General features: G+C 48.9%; 23 protein-coding genes and 1 pseudogene. 11 read left to right on the top strand and 13 right to left on the bottom strand.

Going from position 1 to position 18,763, the window contains the following annotated elements; genetic code table 11:
• The first annotated feature begins 59 nt into the window (after nucleotides 1–59).
• The 4 genes from AC0VYQ_RS07235 (at nucleotide 60) to AC0VYQ_RS07250 (ending at nucleotide 3,036) form a co-directional block, all read left to right on the top strand.
• On the top strand, nucleotides 60–854 hold the full coding sequence (locus AC0VYQ_RS07235) for a helix-turn-helix domain-containing protein (protein ID WP_475404631.1): 795 nt from the start codon (nucleotides 60–62) through the stop codon (nucleotides 852–854).
• A 22-nt stretch (nucleotides 855–876) separates the two neighbouring features.
• Nucleotides 877–1,539: a M15 family metallopeptidase gene (locus tag AC0VYQ_RS07240; RefSeq protein WP_214801432.1), complete on the top strand. Its 663-nt coding sequence runs from the start codon at nucleotides 877–879 to the stop codon at nucleotides 1,537–1,539.
• A complete protein-coding gene (locus AC0VYQ_RS07245) occupies nucleotides 1,536–1,784 on the top strand; it encodes an SPP1 phage holin family protein (protein ID WP_475404632.1) in 249 nt (82 codons plus the stop codon). The genes AC0VYQ_RS07240 and AC0VYQ_RS07245 overlap by 4 nt, the downstream gene beginning before the upstream one ends.
• A 109-nt stretch (nucleotides 1,785–1,893) precedes the next feature.
• Nucleotides 1,894–3,036, top strand: coding sequence for a GGDEF domain-containing protein (locus AC0VYQ_RS07250; protein ID WP_475404633.1), 1,143 nt, complete (start codon nucleotides 1,894–1,896; stop codon nucleotides 3,034–3,036).
• 63 nt (nucleotides 3,037–3,099) lie between these two features.
• Here AC0VYQ_RS07250 and AC0VYQ_RS07255 read toward each other — a convergent pair whose 3' ends face one another.
• The gene (locus tag AC0VYQ_RS07255) at nucleotides 3,100–3,396 is read right to left on the bottom strand and encodes a hypothetical protein (protein ID WP_088836969.1); all 297 of its coding nucleotides are present in this window, start codon (nucleotides 3,394–3,396) and stop codon (nucleotides 3,100–3,102) included.
• Nucleotides 3,397–3,597: 201 nt separating this feature from the next.
• The gene (locus tag AC0VYQ_RS07260) at nucleotides 3,598–4,269 is read right to left on the bottom strand and encodes a hypothetical protein (RefSeq protein WP_475404634.1); all 672 of its coding nucleotides are present in this window, start codon (nucleotides 4,267–4,269) and stop codon (nucleotides 3,598–3,600) included.
• Between the two features lie 129 nt (nucleotides 4,270–4,398).
• On the opposite strand from AC0VYQ_RS07260, the gene AC0VYQ_RS07265 reads away from it, so the two are divergent.
• Complete coding sequence (locus tag AC0VYQ_RS07265; protein WP_475404635.1) at nucleotides 4,399–5,472, top strand: threonine aldolase family protein; 1,074 nt, start codon at nucleotides 4,399–4,401, stop codon at nucleotides 5,470–5,472.
• Here AC0VYQ_RS07265 and AC0VYQ_RS07270 read toward each other — a convergent pair.
• A complete protein-coding gene (locus AC0VYQ_RS07270) occupies nucleotides 5,469–5,864 on the bottom strand; it encodes a MerR family transcriptional regulator (RefSeq protein ID WP_475404636.1) in 396 nt (131 codons plus the stop codon). The genes AC0VYQ_RS07265 and AC0VYQ_RS07270 overlap by 4 nt on opposite strands.
• An 82-nt stretch (nucleotides 5,865–5,946) precedes the next feature.
• Between AC0VYQ_RS07270 and AC0VYQ_RS07275 the strand changes: the two genes are divergently transcribed.
• Nucleotides 5,947–6,711 (top strand): SDR family NAD(P)-dependent oxidoreductase, encoded by a 765-nt coding sequence (locus AC0VYQ_RS07275; RefSeq protein ID WP_475404637.1) that lies wholly within the window; start codon nucleotides 5,947–5,949, stop codon nucleotides 6,709–6,711.
• A gap of 106 nt (nucleotides 6,712–6,817) precedes the next feature.
• Here AC0VYQ_RS07275 and AC0VYQ_RS07280 read toward each other — a convergent pair whose 3' ends face one another.
• Both AC0VYQ_RS07280 and AC0VYQ_RS07285 read right to left on the bottom strand, forming a co-directional pair.
• On the bottom strand, nucleotides 6,818–7,339 hold the full coding sequence (locus tag AC0VYQ_RS07280; RefSeq protein ID WP_475404638.1) for a hypothetical protein: 522 nt from the start codon (nucleotides 7,337–7,339) through the stop codon (nucleotides 6,818–6,820).
• 519 nt (nucleotides 7,340–7,858) lie between these two features.
• Nucleotides 7,859–8,161, bottom strand: a complete 303-nt coding sequence (locus AC0VYQ_RS07285) for a hypothetical protein (protein ID WP_088836975.1) — start codon at nucleotides 8,159–8,161, stop codon at nucleotides 7,859–7,861.
• Between the two features lie 209 nt (nucleotides 8,162–8,370).
• Here AC0VYQ_RS07285 and AC0VYQ_RS07290 point away from each other — a divergent pair, with 209 nt between their 5' ends.
• Complete coding sequence (locus AC0VYQ_RS07290; protein ID WP_475404639.1) at nucleotides 8,371–9,573, top strand: MFS transporter; 1,203 nt, start codon at nucleotides 8,371–8,373, stop codon at nucleotides 9,571–9,573.
• A gap of 248 nt (nucleotides 9,574–9,821) precedes the next feature.
• A complete protein-coding gene (locus AC0VYQ_RS07295; RefSeq protein ID WP_475404640.1) occupies nucleotides 9,822–10,325 on the top strand; it encodes a DNA topology modulation protein in 504 nt (167 codons plus the stop codon).
• Here AC0VYQ_RS07295 and AC0VYQ_RS07300 read toward each other — a convergent pair.
• The 4 genes from AC0VYQ_RS07300 to AC0VYQ_RS07315 form a co-directional block, all read right to left on the bottom strand.
• The gene (locus tag AC0VYQ_RS07300; RefSeq protein ID WP_475404641.1) at nucleotides 10,311–10,874 is read right to left on the bottom strand and encodes a GNAT family N-acetyltransferase; all 564 of its coding nucleotides are present in this window, start codon (nucleotides 10,872–10,874) and stop codon (nucleotides 10,311–10,313) included. The two genes, AC0VYQ_RS07295 and AC0VYQ_RS07300, sit on opposite strands and share 15 nt — an antisense overlap.
• A gap of 59 nt (nucleotides 10,875–10,933) precedes the next feature.
• Nucleotides 10,934–11,107, bottom strand: a complete 174-nt coding sequence (locus AC0VYQ_RS07305) for a DUF6440 family protein (protein WP_201302327.1) — start codon at nucleotides 11,105–11,107, stop codon at nucleotides 10,934–10,936.
• A 172-nt stretch (nucleotides 11,108–11,279) separates the two neighbouring features.
• A complete protein-coding gene (locus tag AC0VYQ_RS07310) occupies nucleotides 11,280–12,440 on the bottom strand; it encodes a globin domain-containing protein (protein WP_475404642.1) in 1,161 nt (386 codons plus the stop codon).
• Nucleotides 12,441–12,599: 159 nt separating this feature from the next.
• Entirely contained in the window at nucleotides 12,600–14,225 is a 1,626-nt protein-coding gene (locus AC0VYQ_RS07315; protein ID WP_475404643.1) for an ABC transporter substrate-binding protein, read from the bottom strand.
• Nucleotides 14,226–14,326: 101 nt separating this feature from the next.
• On the opposite strand from AC0VYQ_RS07315, the gene AC0VYQ_RS07320 reads away from it, so the two are divergent.
• Genes AC0VYQ_RS07320 through AC0VYQ_RS07330 form a run of 3 tightly spaced genes read left to right on the top strand, consistent with a single transcriptional unit; the run spans nucleotide 14,327 to nucleotide 16,792 of the window.
• A complete protein-coding gene (locus tag AC0VYQ_RS07320) occupies nucleotides 14,327–15,562 on the top strand; it encodes an MDR family MFS transporter (protein ID WP_475404644.1) in 1,236 nt (411 codons plus the stop codon).
• A 19-nt stretch (nucleotides 15,563–15,581) separates the two neighbouring features.
• Nucleotides 15,582–16,160: a GNAT family N-acetyltransferase gene (locus tag AC0VYQ_RS07325; protein ID WP_475404645.1), complete on the top strand. Its 579-nt coding sequence runs from the start codon at nucleotides 15,582–15,584 to the stop codon at nucleotides 16,158–16,160.
• Nucleotides 16,154–16,792 carry a histidine phosphatase family protein gene (locus AC0VYQ_RS07330; protein ID WP_475404646.1) on the top strand — a complete coding sequence of 213 codons (639 nt, stop codon included), beginning with the start codon at nucleotides 16,154–16,156 and terminating at the stop codon, nucleotides 16,790–16,792. Before AC0VYQ_RS07325 ends, AC0VYQ_RS07330 begins: the two co-directional genes overlap by 7 nt.
• Before the next feature lie 120 nt (nucleotides 16,793–16,912).
• On the opposite strand, the pseudogene AC0VYQ_RS07335 reads toward AC0VYQ_RS07330, so the two are convergent.
• The 4 genes and pseudogenes from AC0VYQ_RS07335 to AC0VYQ_RS07350 form a co-directional block, all read right to left on the bottom strand.
• Nucleotides 16,913–17,277: pseudogene (locus tag AC0VYQ_RS07335) on the bottom strand (cupin).
• Between the two features lie 33 nt (nucleotides 17,278–17,310).
• The gene (locus tag AC0VYQ_RS07340; protein WP_475404647.1) at nucleotides 17,311–17,544 is read right to left on the bottom strand and encodes a hypothetical protein; all 234 of its coding nucleotides are present in this window, start codon (nucleotides 17,542–17,544) and stop codon (nucleotides 17,311–17,313) included.
• A 127-nt stretch (nucleotides 17,545–17,671) separates the two neighbouring features.
• Nucleotides 17,672–18,430, bottom strand: a complete 759-nt coding sequence (locus tag AC0VYQ_RS07345) for a hypothetical protein (protein WP_475404648.1) — start codon at nucleotides 18,428–18,430, stop codon at nucleotides 17,672–17,674.
• A 3-nt stretch (nucleotides 18,431–18,433) separates the two neighbouring features.
• A complete protein-coding gene (locus tag AC0VYQ_RS07350; protein WP_214769383.1) occupies nucleotides 18,434–18,754 on the bottom strand; it encodes a PadR family transcriptional regulator in 321 nt (106 codons plus the stop codon).
• Nucleotides 18,755–18,763: the final 9 nt, after the last annotated feature.

An 18,763-nucleotide genomic window follows, 5' to 3' on the forward strand; every position in this document is an offset into this window, starting at 1 on the left:
TGTTAATCCTTAAGAGAAAGGAGGCGAACCTCCTTTGCATATCAAAGGAGGAACCAACGATGCACCCTTATTTACAAGTCGAGCACCGTGTCCTGCGCGACGGACAACAGTTTTCATCGGTTCATGAAAAAATGATTTATTTGATTTTGGCGAGTTATGCCGGAGCATCCGGGAGTGCCTTTCCGTCGCACCAGACGATTGCGGACGCCGTCCCGTGCGGCAAGACGACCGTCAAAGCGTGTCTTGCGTCGTTACTTGAAAAAGGGTTGATTGAAAAGGAGGAACGCTTCAATCAACACGGTGGACAAACATCAAATGAATATCACGTCCGATCGGTTCCGGACGCGGTACGACTACCGGGGGAGCAGGAGCCGACTACCGGGGCGGCGCGAGATGACGACGAAGAACCTGTCTTGAAGAAACAGTCTTTAAAAAAAGAACCATCCTCAACGGCGTCCTCCGTCTTCACGTTGTTCGAAGCAGAAATTGGCTGCACCTCCCCTTGGATCAAACAGCAACTGGCGCAAGCCGTGATAAAGACGAGTCATGACGTCGTCGTCCATGCAATCGAACAAGCGGCAGCGGCGAATGTCCGCAAGTGGCAATACGTCAAAGCCGTCATCGATCAGTTACATGCGCGCCAAATCACGTCAGGTGAACAAATCAAGCGTCATGAATCGAGACGGGCGGAACGACCGGCACGGACGAAGCACCGTTCGTCAGCCGTGTTACCGGCCTGGGTCGAAATGGAGCGGACAGAACAGCGGCTGTTCGAAGAAAAGCGACAAGCGGCACTACAAGCATCAATCCCGGGTGAAGCCGAACTGACGGACTTGCTCGCCCAATTGATTTAAAAAAATAAAGGAGGATACACAGATGACTATCAGCACAGCATGGCTACTCGAACGCGCCGATCGGAAATTATCCGTCAAGGGAATGGACGCGGATGTCGTCACGATCACGCGGAGCGTCATCAAAGAACTCGCACAACAACAGATTTACGTCGGCGTCGCGCAAAGCTACCGGACGAAACAGGAACAGGATGCCTTGTATGCTGTAGGACGGACACGCCCTGGAAAAATCGTCACCTACGCGCGCGGGGGACAGTCGAATCATAACTTCGGTGTCGCCGTCGATCTCTTTTGTTATTCTTCTGACGGAACACGCGCTGAATTTTTAGCACCACCGGACAAACGGTTGTCGCGGATTGTCGCGGCGATGAAGCAGCGACAGATGGAATGGGGCGGGGACTGGACACCATTTCGGGATTATCCGCACTTTCAACTGTTCGACGCCGTCAACGGGAAGAAGAAGCCGCACCTTGCCCCGCTTTATCTAGGACGTGCTCTAGCGAAAGGGAGTCAGGACAAGGAGACGATTCGCTTGATTCAAATGAAGTTACGTCTTCCGGCGAGCGGCCGGTTTGATGACGGTCTGACGCGTGCCGTCAAAGACTTTCAGCGACAGGTGAAAATCACAGTCGACGGAATCGTTGGCCCTGTGACATGGCGTCATTTGTTTCAGGAGGGACGCGGATGACGGAGCGATATGCAGCAACCTTGCGACTGATCGTCCCCCTCTATTCGATTGTCAATTTGACGCTTCTTGCGAGCGGGTATGATCCGTTACCATTTGCAGAGACAGCCGTCGATCTCGCAGTGACGACGCTCGTCGGCATTTTGGGTACACTCGTCGCCTGGTGGAAAAACAATAACGTCACCCGGGCCGCAAAAGAGGCGCAAGCGTTGCTTGACGAACTCAAGCGCAGTGTTCCGACGGACTGAATGTGCGATGAACGCTAATACTTTGAAGTCGAGATGCCGATAAAGAGGTGATGAATTGAATCGTTCTCGATTCTTGCGAGAGCGTATAAAGAGAGAGGTCTGACTGGACGTGAAATTTTCCGCATTGCAATGGTTCTTAATGACGGCTTTGTTTTCATTGATGTTTACAAGTATTTGGAGTTACACTGCGTTTTCTAATATCGAGCGGGAGAACGACCGGATTCTTGCAGAAGCGATTCCGATTTCGAATACAGCATCCCAATTGTTTCCTTTACTACTCGATCAAGAATTAACGGTGCGGAGCTTTTACCTGGAACGACGTCAGCAAGACTTCGAACAATTCCAGACGACGCGCGCGAACCTGCAGGCGTCGCTTGAAGCGTTAGAGCAGCTCGACGATCGTGACCCGACGATGCGCCGGATTTTACAGGAGGAGGCAGTGCCGCTCCTGCAACAGACCGATGCCTTTTATCAACAGCAGCTTACGTATATTCAACAAGACAATCTGATCGAAGCCGAGCGGAATCGTTATGACGGCATGGCGTACATCAATCAATTTCGCCCGATCGACATTAAAATCCGGGCTGAAATCGAACAGATTGTCATGGCAGCGACGAACCGGTCAAAAGCGGCCTCATCCTCTGCAAAATGGGTCATCGTCATCGTGTTAAGTGTCGCCGTCTTGATTTTGTTCGCCTTTTTGCAGACGTTTCGGCTCGAACGCAGTAAACGTGCGTTGATTCGCCGGTCGCTACACGATAGTTTGACGGGGATCCCGAACCGGCGGGCGTTCGACGAACACCTCGAGCGTGTCTTTGAAGAGGCGCGGCTTTCCGCTTCAGAAGTGACGCTCATCCTGCTCGACGTCGATGCCTTTAAACTCTATAACGATACGTATGGGCACTTACAAGGGGATGCCTGTCTGAAACAGGTCGCGAGTGTCCTGAAGAAACAGGCTGGACCATTCGGACACGTCGCCCGGTACGGCGGTGAGGAATTTGCAGTCGTTCTCTCGGAGCAATCGGCACAAGGTGAGCTCGTTGCCGAGCGGATCCGGACAGGGATTCTTGACTTGAAGTTACCCCATGAACGGTATGCGCCCCTGTGCCAAGTCAGTGTCAGTTTAGGAATGGCGACCGTTCAGCCGGATGATGCGCTAACAGAGATTCATTTAATTGATCGCGCCGACATGGCACTGTATGCGGCAAAAGCAGCGGGGAAAAATCAGCTCGTCCGTCATGATGCGAGTTGAATATGGATCGTAATCGTAAAAGGCAACAGCTTCCGCAGAAGCTGCTGCCTTTTTTGAATGAATTCAATGTAAAATCACACAGTACGAATTGTCAGAGATTAACGGTGCAGAAACCACAAACACGACGTTGATCGGTGTTCCACCCAGTTTAGCATCGAGTTGATGGAGCTGTGAACGGATTTTACGACTTAGCCCATAACGAATCTCGGTACTCAGTTCATCCATGTCTGCATCATGTACGTGTAATAGGAGTTGGAATGGTTCGAGCGAGAAAATAGAAAAATCGCAGTCGATTCGGGGGTCCTCAAATTGCTCATTCAATCCATTTTTAATAAAGTATGCTTCCTGTGCTGAAATCATCCCGTTTCACCTCGCTCTCTTGCGAAAAAACCTGTCCAAACCTGGATAAAAAAATCGGCTTGCCTTATATAGTAGTTATTACCCAGTTTTATCGGAAAATATCAGAAAAGCGACAGAAAATGAAAATTGATGAGGATTGGGAAATTAAAAAAACGAAGCGGCAGGAGTCGTGCTCACGCCTTGCTTCGTTTAAATTAATGTTTAGAGATGTTGTTTACGTAAAAAATCATCAGTCGCTTGTTTGAAAAACGTAAATTGATGGATTTTCAGTTGATGCGTGTTGCCGTAACGGACCTCGAAATAACCCGGATCGACGGGGGAAGGGAAACCAATCCGCTCAAACCATTCCGTGATTGTTTCATGACCATAACGTTGTAGATGTTTCGGTAGCCGAAAATTAAAAAATTGAATATGTTCGCGAATCTGTTCGGAAGATACGTCACGATCCGGCTGGATGATGACGGTGACGTGATGCTCATAATCGAACCCCGCGAGTTGGAACCGGTTCGGTCGGTAAATCTTGATGTAATAATAAAAAAAGGCGAGCGTCGCGAAGCTTAAAACGATTAAGATGAGAATATAAGGTGGAGCCGAGATGGAAGAGTCGAAACTCGTCCGAAAGAGCGGTTTTTCCGGCGTGATCGATTCGACGTCGGCGACAGCACCACTGTCCACGTTGAACGATTCGCCGCTGGATACGATGGACGAATCCCCTTGATCGCCGCAACGCGCTACGCACGAGGAATCAGTTTTTTTATGTAAGAGTGATAAAGTCGAAGAATATACGGACGGGAGGACGGATTGGGCGAGTAAAACAAGGAAACACGTCAAACTGATGTACAAACAGACTTTTAAACGAAATGACCGGGGCATCGACCTACTCCTCTCTCGAGCTGAACGGGATGAATCTTTAGGAAGAGTATAGCAAAAGAAGTACAGTCTGTTATTTGTTTTTTTCAAAATATAGTCATTATTTACAAAAATAATAGGGGGTTTTCGGTCATGGAAGAATTACGAAGAAGTTTTCAAGCAGCGCGGCATCAAGTCAGTGGACACGGCAAGCGGAACGTCGGTGTCTTAAAAGACGCCTTGCTAAACGTCGCCGACGATACGAGCAGTGACATTTACGGGAACGGAGCGGTCATCAACGACTTCGAACAAAAAATCGCGACGTTGCTCGGGCATGAATCAGCCGTCTTTTTCCCGAGCGGAACGATGGCGCAGCAAATCGCGTTACGGATTTGGTCCGATGACCGAAACAACCGGCACGTCGCCTACCATCCGCTCTGTCACTTAGAGCTGCATGAACAGGATGGCTTACGGCAGCTTCATCCGATCGAGCCGATCCTCGTCGGTGAACGGGACAAGATGATGACGCTAGACGACATCAAAGCCTTACCGGAGATTGCCTGCCTGTTACTCGAACTGCCGAACCGCGAACTCGGTGGTGTCGCGCCACCATTCAGCGCGTTAGAAGCGATTGTCGCCTACTGCCGGGAGCAGGGGATCCGTCTTCATCTTGACGGTGCCCGTCTGCTGGAACTGTTGCCGTATTATGACAAACCGGCAAGCGACGTCGCGAGCTTGTTCGATAGTGTCTACTTATCGTTTTATAAAGGAATCGGCGGGATTGCCGGTGCGATCCTTGCCGGTCCGAAGGCGTTTACGACAGAAGCACGGATTTGGAAACGGCGTTACGGCGGCGACTTGATCAGTCTCTACCCTTATGTCATTTCGTCCGACTATTATTATGAGCAACGCAAGGACCGGATGGGGCACTATTATGAGCAGGCAAAACACGTCGCCGAGCGGTTGAACGCGATCGACAACATTTTCACGACACCGCGCGTTCCGGTCTCGAACATGTTCCATCTCCACTTTAATGGTGAGGTGGCAGATGTCGCTGCACGATTGACGCGCATCCAAGACGAACTTGGACTTGGCCTCGTCGGATACCTCGTCGAACACGACGGATACTGTTCGACGGAAATCAGTTTCGGTGACGCCTTCGACGCCGTCTCAAACGAGGCGTTCGAACAGTTGATCACCCGCTTGACGGCAGAATTTTCAGCTTAACGGGATTGAGAAGGCTGTTTCCCGGGAATGTACGGATGTAGGCGATGGTAGCTGCTGATTTTTTCGGTGATCATCTGTTCCGTCAGTTGTAATTCGGCAAGCTGCGCCCGGACAAGGGTTTGGTGCTGTTCGAGCAGGGCGAGCCGATCAAGCGTCGTATCATGGTCGCTTGAAGAAGCGCGGAACAACGCGACATACTGCCGGATTTGGTCGATCGGCATGTGTGTTGCCCGCAGGCGGAGGACGAACCGGAGCCAGTCGATGTGCTTGTCATCGTACTGCCGGACGCCGCTTGCCGTCCGGTCCGGAAATAGCAGTCCTTCCTTTTCGTAATAACGAATCGTGTGGGCACTCGTATCAGTCAATCGACTGACTTCTGAGATGGAATACATCAACATCACCTTTTCTGCTTGACTTAGAGTTCACTCGAAGGAGTAGACTCTCACTATACCAAAACGAAATGGGGAAAAACAGATGAAGTATACGGTCATTACAGGAGCAAGTTCAGGGATTGGGTTTGAAACGGCGAAAGTTCTCGCTGCAAAAGGAAAATCGCTTGTCCTCGTCGCCCGGCGGAACGATCAGCTCGAAGCGTTACGGGACGATTTACTGAAGACCTATCCGGAACTTGATATCATCCTTCATTCAGTCGACTTGACGGAGATGGCGAACGTGCATCAGTTGTATGACGACGTCAAGCACCTTGAAATCGAGACGTGGATCAACAACGCCGGATTCGGAGACTTCGACAACGTCAAAGACATCGAAATTGGAAAAATCGAGAAGATGCTTCGTTTGAACATCGAAGCGTTGACGGTCCTGACGAGTCTCTACGTCCGTGACCACCATGACGTCGAAGGGACAACGGTCCTCAACGTCTCGTCAGGCGGCGGCTACCGGATTGTGCCGAATGCGGTCACGTATTGTGCGACGAAGTTCTACGTCAGTGCCTACACGGAAGGCCTCGCGCAAGAATTGCAACAATCCGGTGCGAAGTTGCGGGCAAAAGTCCTTGCACCGGCAGCGACGGAAACAGAATTCGCGGATCGTTCACGCGGTGAGGCAGGATTCGATTACAGCAAAAACGTCCCGCAGTATCATACAGCGGCAGAAATGGCGACGTTCCTTGATCAATTGCTCGAAAGTGACGCAATCGTCGGGATCGTCAACGCTGCAGATTATTCCTTCCAGCTACGCGGACCACTCTTTACGTACGTCGGTGGCGCGAACTCGAACTAATTTGTATAAAAGAACAAGCCTTCGCTTTTTGAGCGGAGGCTTGGTTTTGCGTTTGGTTGTTGAAGCGGGTTCGATTTACACTCGCTTTTGACAGTCAGTCAAATGCCTATGCCTTTTCATGCACTATATTTTCCAGATACCCCATGTTTTCGACTGTCGTAATATCCTTCTTGAAGCGTTGAATCGTATGAGAAAAGGTTTTTTCATTCGTCCCTTCAGGATAACCGGAGCACACGTTTAAGATGCTGTTGAGTTTTTCGCAGTCGCCGCCGATAAAGTAATGTGACATCACTTCCTTATCCGCGGAAGCGATCACGACAAATGTTGCAAAATCGAGAACATCTTCCACATGCTGTTCTTCAATTAATTTATCGGCAGTAAATGCGGTTTTAAATTCATAGCTTTCGAACGATGCAATATGACCACGCAATACATCCAGGATGGATCGCCGATAGATGCAGTAAACACCACAAATCGTCTTATAAGGCGGTATAAAAGGGTCGTCCATTACATTGACAATTTTTTCGTCGTCTTTATCGATGGGAATGGCCTGAAACCGGTTGACCATCATCTTGTCGATATAATCGATTCCTTTTGGCATAAGTTCTTTTAGAGTACTTTCATGCAACGGGATGCGCATCCTTTCTTGTGAATCTATCAGTATCTACTGATTGTAATGTCTCAATCTGAAAAAAATCAAAGTGTATTAATTTTTTACATAGAGTTTCGCTCCTATCAAATCGATTAACGGCTGCAACCATGATGTCTTAATGAACAGCTTAAACGTCATCCCCAAAACGAGGAGCAGTGTTTGACTATGAAGACAAAATGATATTAGACAATACCTCCTAAAAAGCGTCTTTTTTTCGTTGCTTTCCTCGGGCGAGGCGCAAGCCGTTGCTCCTTGATCCTTACGGACAATGAGCAGCGTCTTGCCTGCCTCTTGCAAGTCGCGTTAAACACGCACTTTTCCCCGTAGGAGTCAACGAAACGTGACGCTTTTTAGGCAGTGGCGCAGGGGGGGAGACGAGGCGAGACAGGAAAGCGCGACACGCAATCTTCCCCGTATAAATTCCTCGTTTTCCACAGAGATTGTCTAGAGTCTGAAAACGCCATTCCTAAAACTAGGAATGGCGTTTTTTTAAAGTTAAATGATTGGAATCGCAAGCGTCGAAAGTAAGCTGACACCTAAGAATAAGGCATAGCTGAAAAACGTCGCTTTTGCGTTTCGATCATGTTTATGTCCGAGAATCGCAAACAACAGAACTGCTAAAAACGTAAGTAGTGATAACGACAACAAGTGGTGTTGATCCGTTGAAGGAACGAGCGATTGAACCAAGTGGGCTAAACCAAGCGGTAAAACAATCAGTAAAAAATAGAAACCAAGCCGTGTTTCTGATGGAACTTCAGTTGCTTCGTCGTTCGGATCGATACGTGTGTACATTTTCATGGATCGTCACCTCCTTCTATTTCAGTATAAAGGAAGGGATAGTGAAACCTCGTTACAGTCCCGTAAGAACTACATAACAATTTGACTTCTAGATGACATCTAGATGTCGCGCCGTCTTGAATTTGTAAAAGTCAAAAAACATTTCGACAGGATATGTAAATAAGTGTAAAATGAAGCATCGAGTTACATCTCATCAAGGAGGAAACGACGTGCCTAAAGTGTTTCGCTATTTTTATCTGTCTGATTTATTTGCCGTCGTTGGTGCGAGCATCTCCTATATCGCCATCTACTGGACGAGTGCAGAACGGTTGCCGGCGTTTCAACTTGCCCTGTTGATTGGCGCCGTCTTTTTGACGCGGTTCGTCGTCGCGACCTTTAGTGGTCCGTGGATTGATCGTGTCGACCCGGTCCGCTTACTCAAGGGGACGGTTGCCGTCCGGACGGGATTATTAGTTTTGACGGCGGGCGGTTTGTTCCTGTTTTCCGGCTCGACCGGACTGCTGGTTGCATTATTGATTGCTCAGACGGTTTTACAGACGATTGGCGGAAATACGGCATTCAAAGTCGTGACCCGACTCGTCGAAGCAGACCGGTTACCGGTCGCCAATGCCTATTTAAGTACGCTTGACCGGATCGGTACATTAAGCGGACTCTTAATTGGCGGCGTGCTGATTGCGAGCTTTTCTATCGAGACGATTTTACTGATGGAAGCCGTCCTGCATGGCGCAGCGTGGCTGTTGCTCCTGTCGATCAAGCCTGCTGCACCCGGGGGAGAAGGGAAACAGAACCGGTATATCGACGCCTTGACGGAAGGACTGACGTACTTAAAACAAGACCGGCAACTGATGCAAATCTTAGGATTCGCCGTCATCGCCAACTGGATGATTACACCCGCGAATACGTTACTCGCGCCGTTCGCGAAAGACGTCGTAGCTGGCGGAGCAAAAACCTTTTCGGTACTGGAGCTCGCGCTCGTCATCGGTGGCATTCTCATGTCGCTGCTCTATGCCCGGTTCGCGAAACAAGTCGCCCTCGGTCGACTGTTCCGGCTGTCCGTGTTGTTACAAGGCCTCTTTATCATCATCCTCAGCTGGACGGATACCGTGTCGCTCGCTTTCATCGCGCTCTTTTTACTGGGTGCTGCCCTCAGTTTATTCGGAATTCCGTTTTCGACGCTGCTCCAGCAAACGACGCCGGATTTACTGCTCGGACGGGTCCGCTCGGCGATGGTCGCCGTCTCGACACTTTGTTCTGCGGTCTGTTACGTCTTATCCGGTTATATGACGACCTTCCTGTCAATCGAACACGTTTTTCTGTTCTTCGGCGGTTCAGGACTGGTCGGTGCCGTATTCTTGATGCTGCTTACGTCACATCACGCAGCTAGTAATATCAGTCAGGACAAGGCAGGATAAGGAAATCGGTCTTAAGGTGGAGGGCAACCGCTTTCTTTCGCAATATACTTGATAAAAGAAGAACAAAAGGGGATAGCGACGATGGATGGTCTGATGATGATAGCATTGTTATTTTTAATTCCGATTAGTGGGATGACGGTGTTGTTGAATCTGTTATGGCGACGAATTGAAGTGGAATAATATGAAGAAATGAACGGACTGCCGTAAGCCGGCAGTCTGTTTTTATGCGAAATTTTAGGGGGAGAATCATGAAGAAAATCATCATCATCGGTTCCGGCGGTTCGGGGAAATCGACGTTCGGACGTCAATTGCATGAACAAACCGGGATTAAGGTGTCGCATCTCGATGCCTTGTTCTGGAAACCGAATTGGGTTGCCGTCCCGCGGGACGAGCAAATAGAGGTGCAACGGCAGTTGATGGAACAACCGGAATGGATCCTTGACGGAAACTACGGGGGAACGCTCGGGATGCGGCTTGACGCCGCCGATACGGTCATCTTTCTCGACATGCCGCGGACCGTTTGTGCGTACCGGGTCATCAAACGCAATCTGAAGTACCGTAACCGGACACGGCCGGACATGGGGGAAGGCTGCATCGAACAATTCAGCTGGCAGTTCCTGAAGTGGGTGTGGCAGTACCCGAAAGCGCGGCGACCGGGAGTCTTACGCCAGCTTGACGAAGTGAGACATACGAAAAACGTCGTCATTTTGTCATCGAAGCGAGACGTACGGAAGTTTTTAGATCAGCTTTGATGCAATTTGTTTTGCGTTAGTCAGTTTTTCATAATCACTTTTGAGCATAGACATAATCAGTTCATCAAAATAAATCCCATTATAATTTATCGATTCACGGATTGCACCTTCCGTTACAAACCCTGCTTTTTTATAAGCTGCTATCCCATTTGCATTATGACTATATACTTCAAGTTGAAGTCGATTCAATCGTAGTTCGTTAAATACGAGGTGCAACGTTAATTGTAAGGCTTCCGAACCATAACCTTTTCCTGTTAATTTCAATGAACTCATGGAAATTCGAAATCCTGCTCGCTTATTTTCTTGATCTATCTCAAAAACAGACAATTCTCCTATCATTTTATTGTTACTGTTGAGACAGATTGCAAAATCATAACGTGTTGAATCGCTGTTTATAATTTTTATGTGCTGTTGAATTTGCTTTAACGTAAAGATTGCTTTAGTTGCCGTCACATATCGGATTTCGTCGTCTTGAGATGCTGCTAGTAGTAGAGGTGCGTCTTTTATTGTTAATGGACGTAAATAAATGCGTTCATGCTGTAGTCGCATGTTAAATCCTCCTATGGTCAGTTTTTTAAATAACACATATGCAAAAAAAATAGGGAAGCTTAACGTTTATCGACGACTACCTTACCATCCTGATCTAAAAGAGGCGTCATTCCACTCATGCCGAGACCACTCGTCATTACATAATTTACGCCGGTCTGTGTATCGACGACGATTTTGATAATCCCTCCACTGAGATGTTGTTTTGATTTCAATACAAACCGTTTATCACGCATACTGTAATCGTCTCCTTTTATTTAAGCGCTGTAGCCGGGAACAAACATAAACATTAACGTCTTCAGCGGACATAGCGCTATTACTATTAAGATAACCGAATTTGAAAGAGAAAAGACCGTTTTGACTGTGAAAATCACAGTCGAAACGGTCTTTTTTCAGTTGATTATTCGATTAGTTTGCTCCGACGGCTTCCGCCTCAAACGCAAGCACCGGTCCGAATACTTCGTAATGCAGTTGCTCCGTCGCTCCTTGCCAGTTCGACGCGACGAACCGGATCATCGCTTCCGGTCCGCAGACGAAGGCGATCGCAGACTTGTCGACGTTTTGAATGATTTCTTCCATCAAACGGCCGGAAGTTGTCCCTGTTTGTGGATGCCGTTCCGCATAACGGATGACGGTTGCACCGGCTGTTTCCAGGCTTGCGAGACGAGTCGTAAAGGGACGGTCGAGATCATCTTGAATCGCGACGTGAAGCGTGACGGACCGACTTGCCGCAAGTGCTGCGTCGGCAATCGCGAGTAGCGGTGTCAGACCGATCCCACCAGCGAACAAGACGACGGGTGTGTGTCCGGTTGGTAACGCAAAATTGCCAGCGGGTGCACTGAGCAGGACCGTATCACCGACGTGCGTTGCATCATGCAGTTGTTTTGAGACGCTTCCGTCGCGTTTGACGGCAATCGTGTAAAACGCATCACCGGGACGATTGATTAAGCTGTACTGCCGGTTTTGCCACAGTCCTGCCGGCGTTTTGATCCGGAGCGTCACGTATTGCCCCGGTGTAAACGCCGGTAACGTCAAGGCATGTGTTGGCTGCAAGGTAAACGATTTGATATCCGACGCTTCTTCAGTGATTGCCGTCACCGTGAAGGTCTGATATCCTGTGAAGCCTTTTGCCTGTTCGTCTTGCGCATAAAGTTCGGCTTCAAGCGTCATGAACAAATCAGCGATTTCTTGATAGGCGAGTCCCCACGCATCGATGATTGCTGGAGTTGCGGCGTCGCCTAGGACTTCTTCAATCGCGCGCAACAGTTCTGTCCCGACGATCGGATACATCTCCGGTTTGATTTGCAGGCTCCGGTGTTTATGTAGGACGGGCAGGAGCGTTGGTTTTAAGACGTCGAGTTGATCGATGTTCGCAGCTGCCGCATAGACGGCGTGAGCGAGGGCTTGCGACTGACGGTTTGTTTTTTGATTCGTCTGATTAAAGATGTGCGTCATCTCTGGATGCCGTTCAAATAAACGTTGATAAAAGACACGGGTGATCGCTGGTCCGTGTTCTGCAAGAACAGGGACAGTTGACTTGATGAGTTGAATCGTTGTCGCGTTTAACATATGACCACTTCCTTTTCAGTTCGTTCTCCCACAGTATTGGAGCTTTCGTCCGTAAATACAACATATAAAATACTAGATTAAAAAAGAAAGTGAATCTTGTCACAAACGTGCCATCGATTCGTCAAGAAACGGACAAAAACCGCTGACTAGAGTCAGCGGTCAAGTCGGAATCCAAAGTTTTGAGAAATCGAGGTAACCGAACGAATCGATGACCAGGTTCTGCAGCTCGATCGGATAAGGAATCAGCCGCGTGTCGTCAAACAGCGGGATGAAATAGGAGGCGTCGATGACGTAGCGCTCGAACGACTGGTGGAGCGGCATCCAGTCTTCAAACGGTGTATCGTCATATAGTTGGATACGCCGTTCCATCTCCGGCATCTGTCGGAACAGCTTGGCCGGCGGAGAATATTCATTTGTTAAGAACTGATGGAACGCGACCGTCAAGTTACGCTCGAACACCTCTGCGTGGAGGACGAGATCGATGTCAGCAAAAGCATTCAGATTGGTGATACTTTCTTTGAACCCGACCGGAACGAATTCATAAGGGATGCGCTGGCGATCAAACATCTCACATAACCAGTACGTCACGTTTTCCGTGAAGTCCGTCAGTTTAATCCGGATCGGCCGGTCGAACGTGACGGGTGGTCCATCGGGAACGATATATTCTTGACTAAACTCACCGAGAAACCCGCGGACGTTCGGTGTACCGCGCTCGTTGAACTCGGTGATGAAAGGGCGGACGGAAGCAACCAAGCGGTGGATGTAGTGCCGCGCCTCCTCACTTTCGAAGACACCGCCCGGACGAGGATTCAAGAAAATCAGTCCGAATCCCGACTGGGTCGCAATCGTATCGGTTGCACTCGATTCCGATAACGACGTCCGGTAAACCGGATCGTAGGCGTCCGGCATCTGGATGAACTCGATTCGGTCGAGCAAGGCCCGGACGCCAAAAAAGTTCGCGAACGCCTGTAAAACGGTTTTTTTATCATCCTGTTGCGTCAGCTGAAACGGACCGGTCCCGATTCCTTCTTTATGAATGCTCGTGTGAAGTGTCGCAAGCTTCGGTAAAATCGAGTTCCGTTGCTGATCAAGGATCAGGTCGACCCGGTACGGTCCGTTCGATTTAATCTGTTCGACGTGGCGATACGACCAGGCGTAAGCAGGAAAGGCGATCAGTTCCCGTAAACTTTTTGTGACATCTTTACTCGTCATCAGTGAACCGTCGTGGAAGCGGACGTCTTTTCGTAAATAAAGCGACAAGGTGTTGCCTTGCCAAGCATAGTGATGGGCAAGTTCCCCTTTAAGCAGACCGTCTTCATCAATCCAAAACAAGCGGTTAAAGACATTTTGGACCAGGTGGGCACTATGGATATCGGCTGCTTCGAGCGGATGAGCCGTCAAGAAGGGCCGTTTCCGCGGAATGAGTAAAGCGTCGGATGCCGTCTGGTCATACCCGAATTTTTGTTCGAGCTGCCGCATGAACCGGCCGGTCTGGGCGGGCGACCAGTCCCAACTGAGCTGCTCCGTCACGGCGTCAATCGATTCGCGGTCGATCCGTTCGAGCAGTTGACGGGCCAGTTCGCGCTCGACGTGGCGCAACCAGACGAGCTCCGAAAAATGTCCCCGCCCTTGACCACTCGTGTAGTTCAGCCACCCGTCGTCTTGCCAGCGTGTCAAATGCCGTTTCGTCTGCTTCGGACTCAAATGGATCGTATCGGCCAGTTGCTGAATCGTGTAATGCCCGTCGCGGCACTTTTTCCATAACGTAAAGAGATAACCTTCCATCAGCTGCTCCTTCCTAAAAGGGGACATCGATTTACGACGATGTCCGTTTTTAAATTAATCTGTCTTGTTTATCATACAGGTAGAGAATGGAAGGTGACAATATGAAATGGAAAGAAATACCTAAACCAATTAAAGTCAGACTCGTAACATCCTTTTTTAACCGGACGGTGTCATTCGCCATCATGCCGTTCATGGCTTTATTGTTCGTCGATGCCTTTAATCAAGTCATTGCCGGATTGTTTTTAATCAGTACCGTCTTTTTAAGTTTCTTCATCGGTTTGATTGGCGGATATCTCGCTGACCGTTTCCCGAGAAAACGGCTGCTCGTCCTCTCGACGACGGCGACCGGTTTGATGTTCTTGACGATGACGATCAGTCTTGCCGTCAATCAGATGGTTGCCTTCACGATTGCTTATGCCATCTTTACCGTCACGAGTAACATCGGCCGACCGGCGATGGGGGCGATCATCATCGACGCGACGACACCCGACAACCGGCGGGCGGTCTACGCAATCGATTACTGGTTAATCAATCTCTCGATTGCACTCGGGACAGCACTCGGAGGCTGGCTCTACGTCAGCAACCGATTGTTCCTGTTCAGCTTATTGACGTGTACGTCGCTCCTCTTACCGGTCGCGTACCATTTCCTGCTCGACGAATCGAAACACGTCTGGCGGAAACAGCCGTTCCGGTCCGTCCTGACCGACATCACGAACAGTTACCGGATCGCCTGGCGCGACCGCCCGTTCGTCAAGGTCGTCCTCGGTTCGATGTGTATCCTCGCCGCCGAATTTTCGATGGGCAGTTACGTCGCCGTCCGGCTTGCGGACGAGTTCAAGACGGTCGAAGTCGGTAGCCTCCTCGTCAACGGTGTCCGGATGGTCAGCCTGATCAATATCGAGAATACGATTCTCGTCGTCTGTCTGACATTTTTCATCCAACGGCTCGCGAACCGATTTTCTAGCCGGAAGACGCTAATCGCCGGACTGGCGTTATACCTGGTCGGTTACATGACCGTCACGAGTGCGAATTCGATGACCGTCCTGTTGACGTTCATCTTCATCGCGACGATTGGGGAATTGTTGTACTCCCCGACGTTAAACGCTGAAAAAGCGAACATGATGCCGGAAGATAAGCGCGGCGCCTACTCGGCGTTCGCCGGGACGTCCCACGCCGGGGCCGACTTTATTTCACGCTCGACGATCATCCTCGGAGCGGTTTTAGCCCCGTTCATGATGAGTGTCTATATCGGATTGATTGTCTTCCTCGGATTAGTCTTAGCGTACTCGGGACTTTATATGAAAGAAGTCGTCGAGACGAAACGAAACGTCTCGTAATCAAAAAGGAGTGGATAAAATGGAGGAATTGACAACGAAACGGCACCGATTACGACGCTGGCGCACGAGTGACGCCGAAGATTTATATGCCTATGCAAAAGATCCGCGTGTCGGACCGAACGCAGGCTGGGCACCGCACGCGTCCATCGACGAAAGCCGCACCGTCATCACGATGTTTCAGGAAGCGAATGATGGTTATGCGATCGTCGACCGGACGACGGACCACGTCATCGGCAGCTTCGGGATGCATGCGCGCCGGCCGGTCGAGGCGCTGGCTGACAAAAAACAAGTCGAATTCGGATTCGTCCTGCACCCTGATTACTGGGGGCAGGGTCGGATGCCGGAGATTGTCGACGCGGCACTCGCTGTCGCTTTTGTGGAGCTTGAGATGGAGATCGTCTGGTCTGCACACTTTGATTTTAACGGACAATCGCAACGTGTCATCGAAAAGATGGGCTTCCGCCACGTGCTCGACCGACCGTTCGTTATGGAGCGGATTGACGGGCGGACGGTGACGAGCCGGTTGTATCAATGGACGCGGGAGCGGTATGAAGCGGAACGTGAGCGAAGCGTATTGGAGGGTTTAAAAAAATGCTGACGATTTATCTGACGCGGCACGGCGAAACAGAATGGAATATAGAACAGAAGCTACAAGGGTGGTTGGATTCACCGTTAACTGAAAAAGGAAAAAGAAATGCACGTCAGTTAGGTGAAAGGCTGAAGTCTATTGCATTTCAAACGGTCTATTCCAGTCCGAGTGAAAGAAGTTTATGTACGGCTCGATTGATGATGCAGGGACGGACGTGTCCGTTTGTGATCGAGGAGGATTTAAAAGAGATACATTTTGGGGACTGGGAAGGGCAAAACAGACAGGTGTTAAGTGAGAACTATCCGCAAGCCTATTTCAACTTTTGGAATGCGCCACATCTGTATATATCAGAAACAGGTGAAAACTTCTTTGAGTTGAAACGACGTGTTCTTGCATTTTTTGAGAAACTGAAAAGTCGACATCAAACAGGAGAGGTTCTAATTGTCACGCACACAGTCGTTATTAAAATATTGTTGGCCACTTTAAAAAAGCAACCGCTTGAAAAATTATGGTCAACACCTCCATTCATAAAGGATACATCCTTGTCGGTTATTGAATGCGTTGAGAATCAGCTTAAAATTGTGCTAGAAGCAGACATAAGCCATATCCCACAAGAGCAGGAACAGGTTATGGAACGTTAATTCTAAAAGATCGACATTAGAGAAAGTAATTTTTAATGAAGAGGGCTGTTTGACAGAGGGGAAGTGGAACTTTTTTCTCCCTGTCAGACAGCCTTCTTTTAATTAATGCTCATGTTTGTTTCATACCTTTAATCGCTCTAACGGTGTCAAGGAAGACGTGATCAACTCTTCGCTTTCGATAACGATTGCAGTCAAACCGGTATCTGTTCTGGTTTCGTGCCATTCGTCTTGATCCCAAAATACGGCTTCCCCGCTATGAACTTTAATATATTCATCGGCTTCACCTCTAACCAAGCCTTCCCCGTTCACAATTAAAAGCAGCTGGGGAACAACCGCTTGATGATAACCAATTAACCCGCCGACATCTAAATGGACACACCCTATATGAACGGGCTTCTCTGTCTGCGTGATCCGCGACATTACAAAATCAGAGTCAAATTTTGTGATTTTTTTCCGGTCTCTTTTGTGAACCGATAAAGTTTCATATAATTCCCCCGATGCATTGTTTGCTACCTGATTTAATTTCGTTGTCGTTTAAACATAACCAGTTGCAGGACGATGCTAATCAGCCCTGCCATGACGCATTTGAATAAGTAGTTATCCGTTAGTCCCACGAGGACATATCCGTTAAACTTTTGAACGACGGTGGTTTCAGGGACCCAGTCGATGACAAGTCCAATCCCGAACAGTGCCGGCAGGCTAAGTGCTAGATAGACAATGAGGAAGATGAGAATCAGCATCTTGGTATTCATAAAAGTAACCTCGATTCTAGTGGTTTTAATTCATTCTACTTGAAAAATGTAATTAAATACCAAATAAAAATCGCTAACTCATAGCAATACTCGTTTGTAGCGGATTCTATGCATTTTTCGAACTAAATCACTTCTGCATCTGTCGTTTCGTAAGCAGCATCGGTAAGAAAAAGTACAGATTCATACTGATCATCGAAATGAGATAACTGCTCAAAATGACGATTAATCCATTGACTCCAGTCTGATGTAAAACAAACTGTGGGAAAAAATAGGCGGCAAGTCCGATGGCGATAATCCATGTCCCTGACCAAACCGATAACCAGACGATGACGACGAGATAAAGCAATCCGATCGCATAACTGACAGGGAGCGAAAACGTCACGGTCGGCGAATCGATGAAGCGGTCGGCAAAAACGGTCACCAAGATACTGACTGAAAATAAGCCGCCGAACAGTCCGGACAACACCTTTTGACGGACAGGACTGACCGGATGCGTCGACAAGTACCGCAAAATCAGCGCGAGGCAGACGATGAGTAATGCAACTGCGCTCGCAAAACTCAATAAGAGAATGGCGCTGTAGGAGACGGAACCATTAAAGAGCTGTTGAAAAAACGAAAAACTGGATCCACCTACTAACACAAGCCCGAAGACTTGCAACAATCCTTTCCAATCAAAGGCCAGTTCGTTCGAAATCGACTGGATGTAAGCAGCCGGACTACCGCCGGTAATGGATTTGACCGATTTGCCGTCCGTCTCAGCGTCGCGCAAGTGATCCTCGAGTTCGCTGACGATGTCTTGCGTCGCCTGTTCATTTTTTCCGGAAGCTAACAAATAAATCTTTAAGTCGTCTAAAAAAAGAGTTGATTCAGTGGATAAGGGATGCATCCATCATTCCTCCTTTAAAATCTGGTTGACGCTTGTCGAGAGTCTCTCCCAACGTGCCGAAAAAGCTGTCAGTTCGTCGCGTCCTGCCGAAGTGATGGCATAATACTTTCGTTTTGGTCCGCTCGGTGAGACCCGTTGCGTTGCTTCAATCCAACCCAATTTTTGCATCCGCATCAATAACGGATAAATCGTTCCTTCACTGACGTCAGCAAAGCCGTAGGTCGCGAGCTTCGTTGCCAGTTCATAACCGTAGACCTCTTCTTCCGCGATCAACGCAAGTAAACAACCGTCAAGAATCCCTTTTAACATTTGAGTAGATGACATAAAGATTCC

Source organism: Exiguobacterium sp. QJM3NY_9 (assembly GCF_056173545.1).

What these genes read in the sequence shown, in the direction of transcription:
- AC0VYQ_RS07320 (WP_475404644.1), top strand. Translation starts at nt 14,327, where the DNA reads ATGAAATGGAAAGAAATACCTAAACCAATTAAAGTCAGACTCGTAACA.
- AC0VYQ_RS07235 (WP_475404631.1), top strand. Translation starts at nt 60, where the DNA reads ATGCACCCTTATTTACAAGTCGAGCACCGTGTCCTGCGCGACGGACAA.
- AC0VYQ_RS07325 (WP_475404645.1), top strand. Translation starts at nt 15,582, where the DNA reads ATGGAGGAATTGACAACGAAACGGCACCGATTACGACGCTGGCGCACG.
- AC0VYQ_RS07295 (WP_475404640.1), top strand. Translation starts at nt 9,822, where the DNA reads ATGAAGAAAATCATCATCATCGGTTCCGGCGGTTCGGGGAAATCGACG.
- AC0VYQ_RS07255 (WP_088836969.1), bottom strand. Translation starts at nt 3,396, where the DNA reads ATGATTTCAGCACAGGAAGCATACTTTATTAAAAATGGATTGAATGAG.
- AC0VYQ_RS07305 (WP_201302327.1), bottom strand. Translation starts at nt 11,107, where the DNA reads ATGCGTGATAAACGGTTTGTATTGAAATCAAAACAACATCTCAGTGGA.
- AC0VYQ_RS07350 (WP_214769383.1), bottom strand. Translation starts at nt 18,754, where the DNA reads ATGTCATCTACTCAAATGTTAAAAGGGATTCTTGACGGTTGTTTACTT.
- AC0VYQ_RS07300 (WP_475404641.1), bottom strand. Translation starts at nt 10,874, where the DNA reads ATGCGACTACAGCATGAACGCATTTATTTACGTCCATTAACAATAAAA.
- AC0VYQ_RS07265 (WP_475404635.1), top strand. Translation starts at nt 4,399, where the DNA reads ATGGAAGAATTACGAAGAAGTTTTCAAGCAGCGCGGCATCAAGTCAGT.
- AC0VYQ_RS07245 (WP_475404632.1), top strand. Translation starts at nt 1,536, where the DNA reads ATGACGGAGCGATATGCAGCAACCTTGCGACTGATCGTCCCCCTCTAT.
- AC0VYQ_RS07345 (WP_475404648.1), bottom strand. Translation starts at nt 18,430, where the DNA reads ATGCATCCCTTATCCACTGAATCAACTCTTTTTTTAGACGACTTAAAG.
- AC0VYQ_RS07310 (WP_475404642.1), bottom strand. Translation starts at nt 12,440, where the DNA reads ATGTTAAACGCGACAACGATTCAACTCATCAAGTCAACTGTCCCTGTT.
- AC0VYQ_RS07260 (WP_475404634.1), bottom strand. Translation starts at nt 4,269, where the DNA reads ATGCCCCGGTCATTTCGTTTAAAAGTCTGTTTGTACATCAGTTTGACG.
- AC0VYQ_RS07270 (WP_475404636.1), bottom strand. Translation starts at nt 5,864, where the DNA reads ATGTATTCCATCTCAGAAGTCAGTCGATTGACTGATACGAGTGCCCAC.
- AC0VYQ_RS07285 (WP_088836975.1), bottom strand. Translation starts at nt 8,161, where the DNA reads ATGAAAATGTACACACGTATCGATCCGAACGACGAAGCAACTGAAGTT.
- AC0VYQ_RS07315 (WP_475404643.1), bottom strand. Translation starts at nt 14,225, where the DNA reads ATGGAAGGTTATCTCTTTACGTTATGGAAAAAGTGCCGCGACGGGCAT.
- AC0VYQ_RS07240 (WP_214801432.1), top strand. Translation starts at nt 877, where the DNA reads ATGACTATCAGCACAGCATGGCTACTCGAACGCGCCGATCGGAAATTA.
- AC0VYQ_RS07275 (WP_475404637.1), top strand. Translation starts at nt 5,947, where the DNA reads ATGAAGTATACGGTCATTACAGGAGCAAGTTCAGGGATTGGGTTTGAA.
- AC0VYQ_RS07330 (WP_475404646.1), top strand. Translation starts at nt 16,154, where the DNA reads ATGCTGACGATTTATCTGACGCGGCACGGCGAAACAGAATGGAATATA.
- AC0VYQ_RS07340 (WP_475404647.1), bottom strand. Translation starts at nt 17,544, where the DNA reads ATGAATACCAAGATGCTGATTCTCATCTTCCTCATTGTCTATCTAGCA.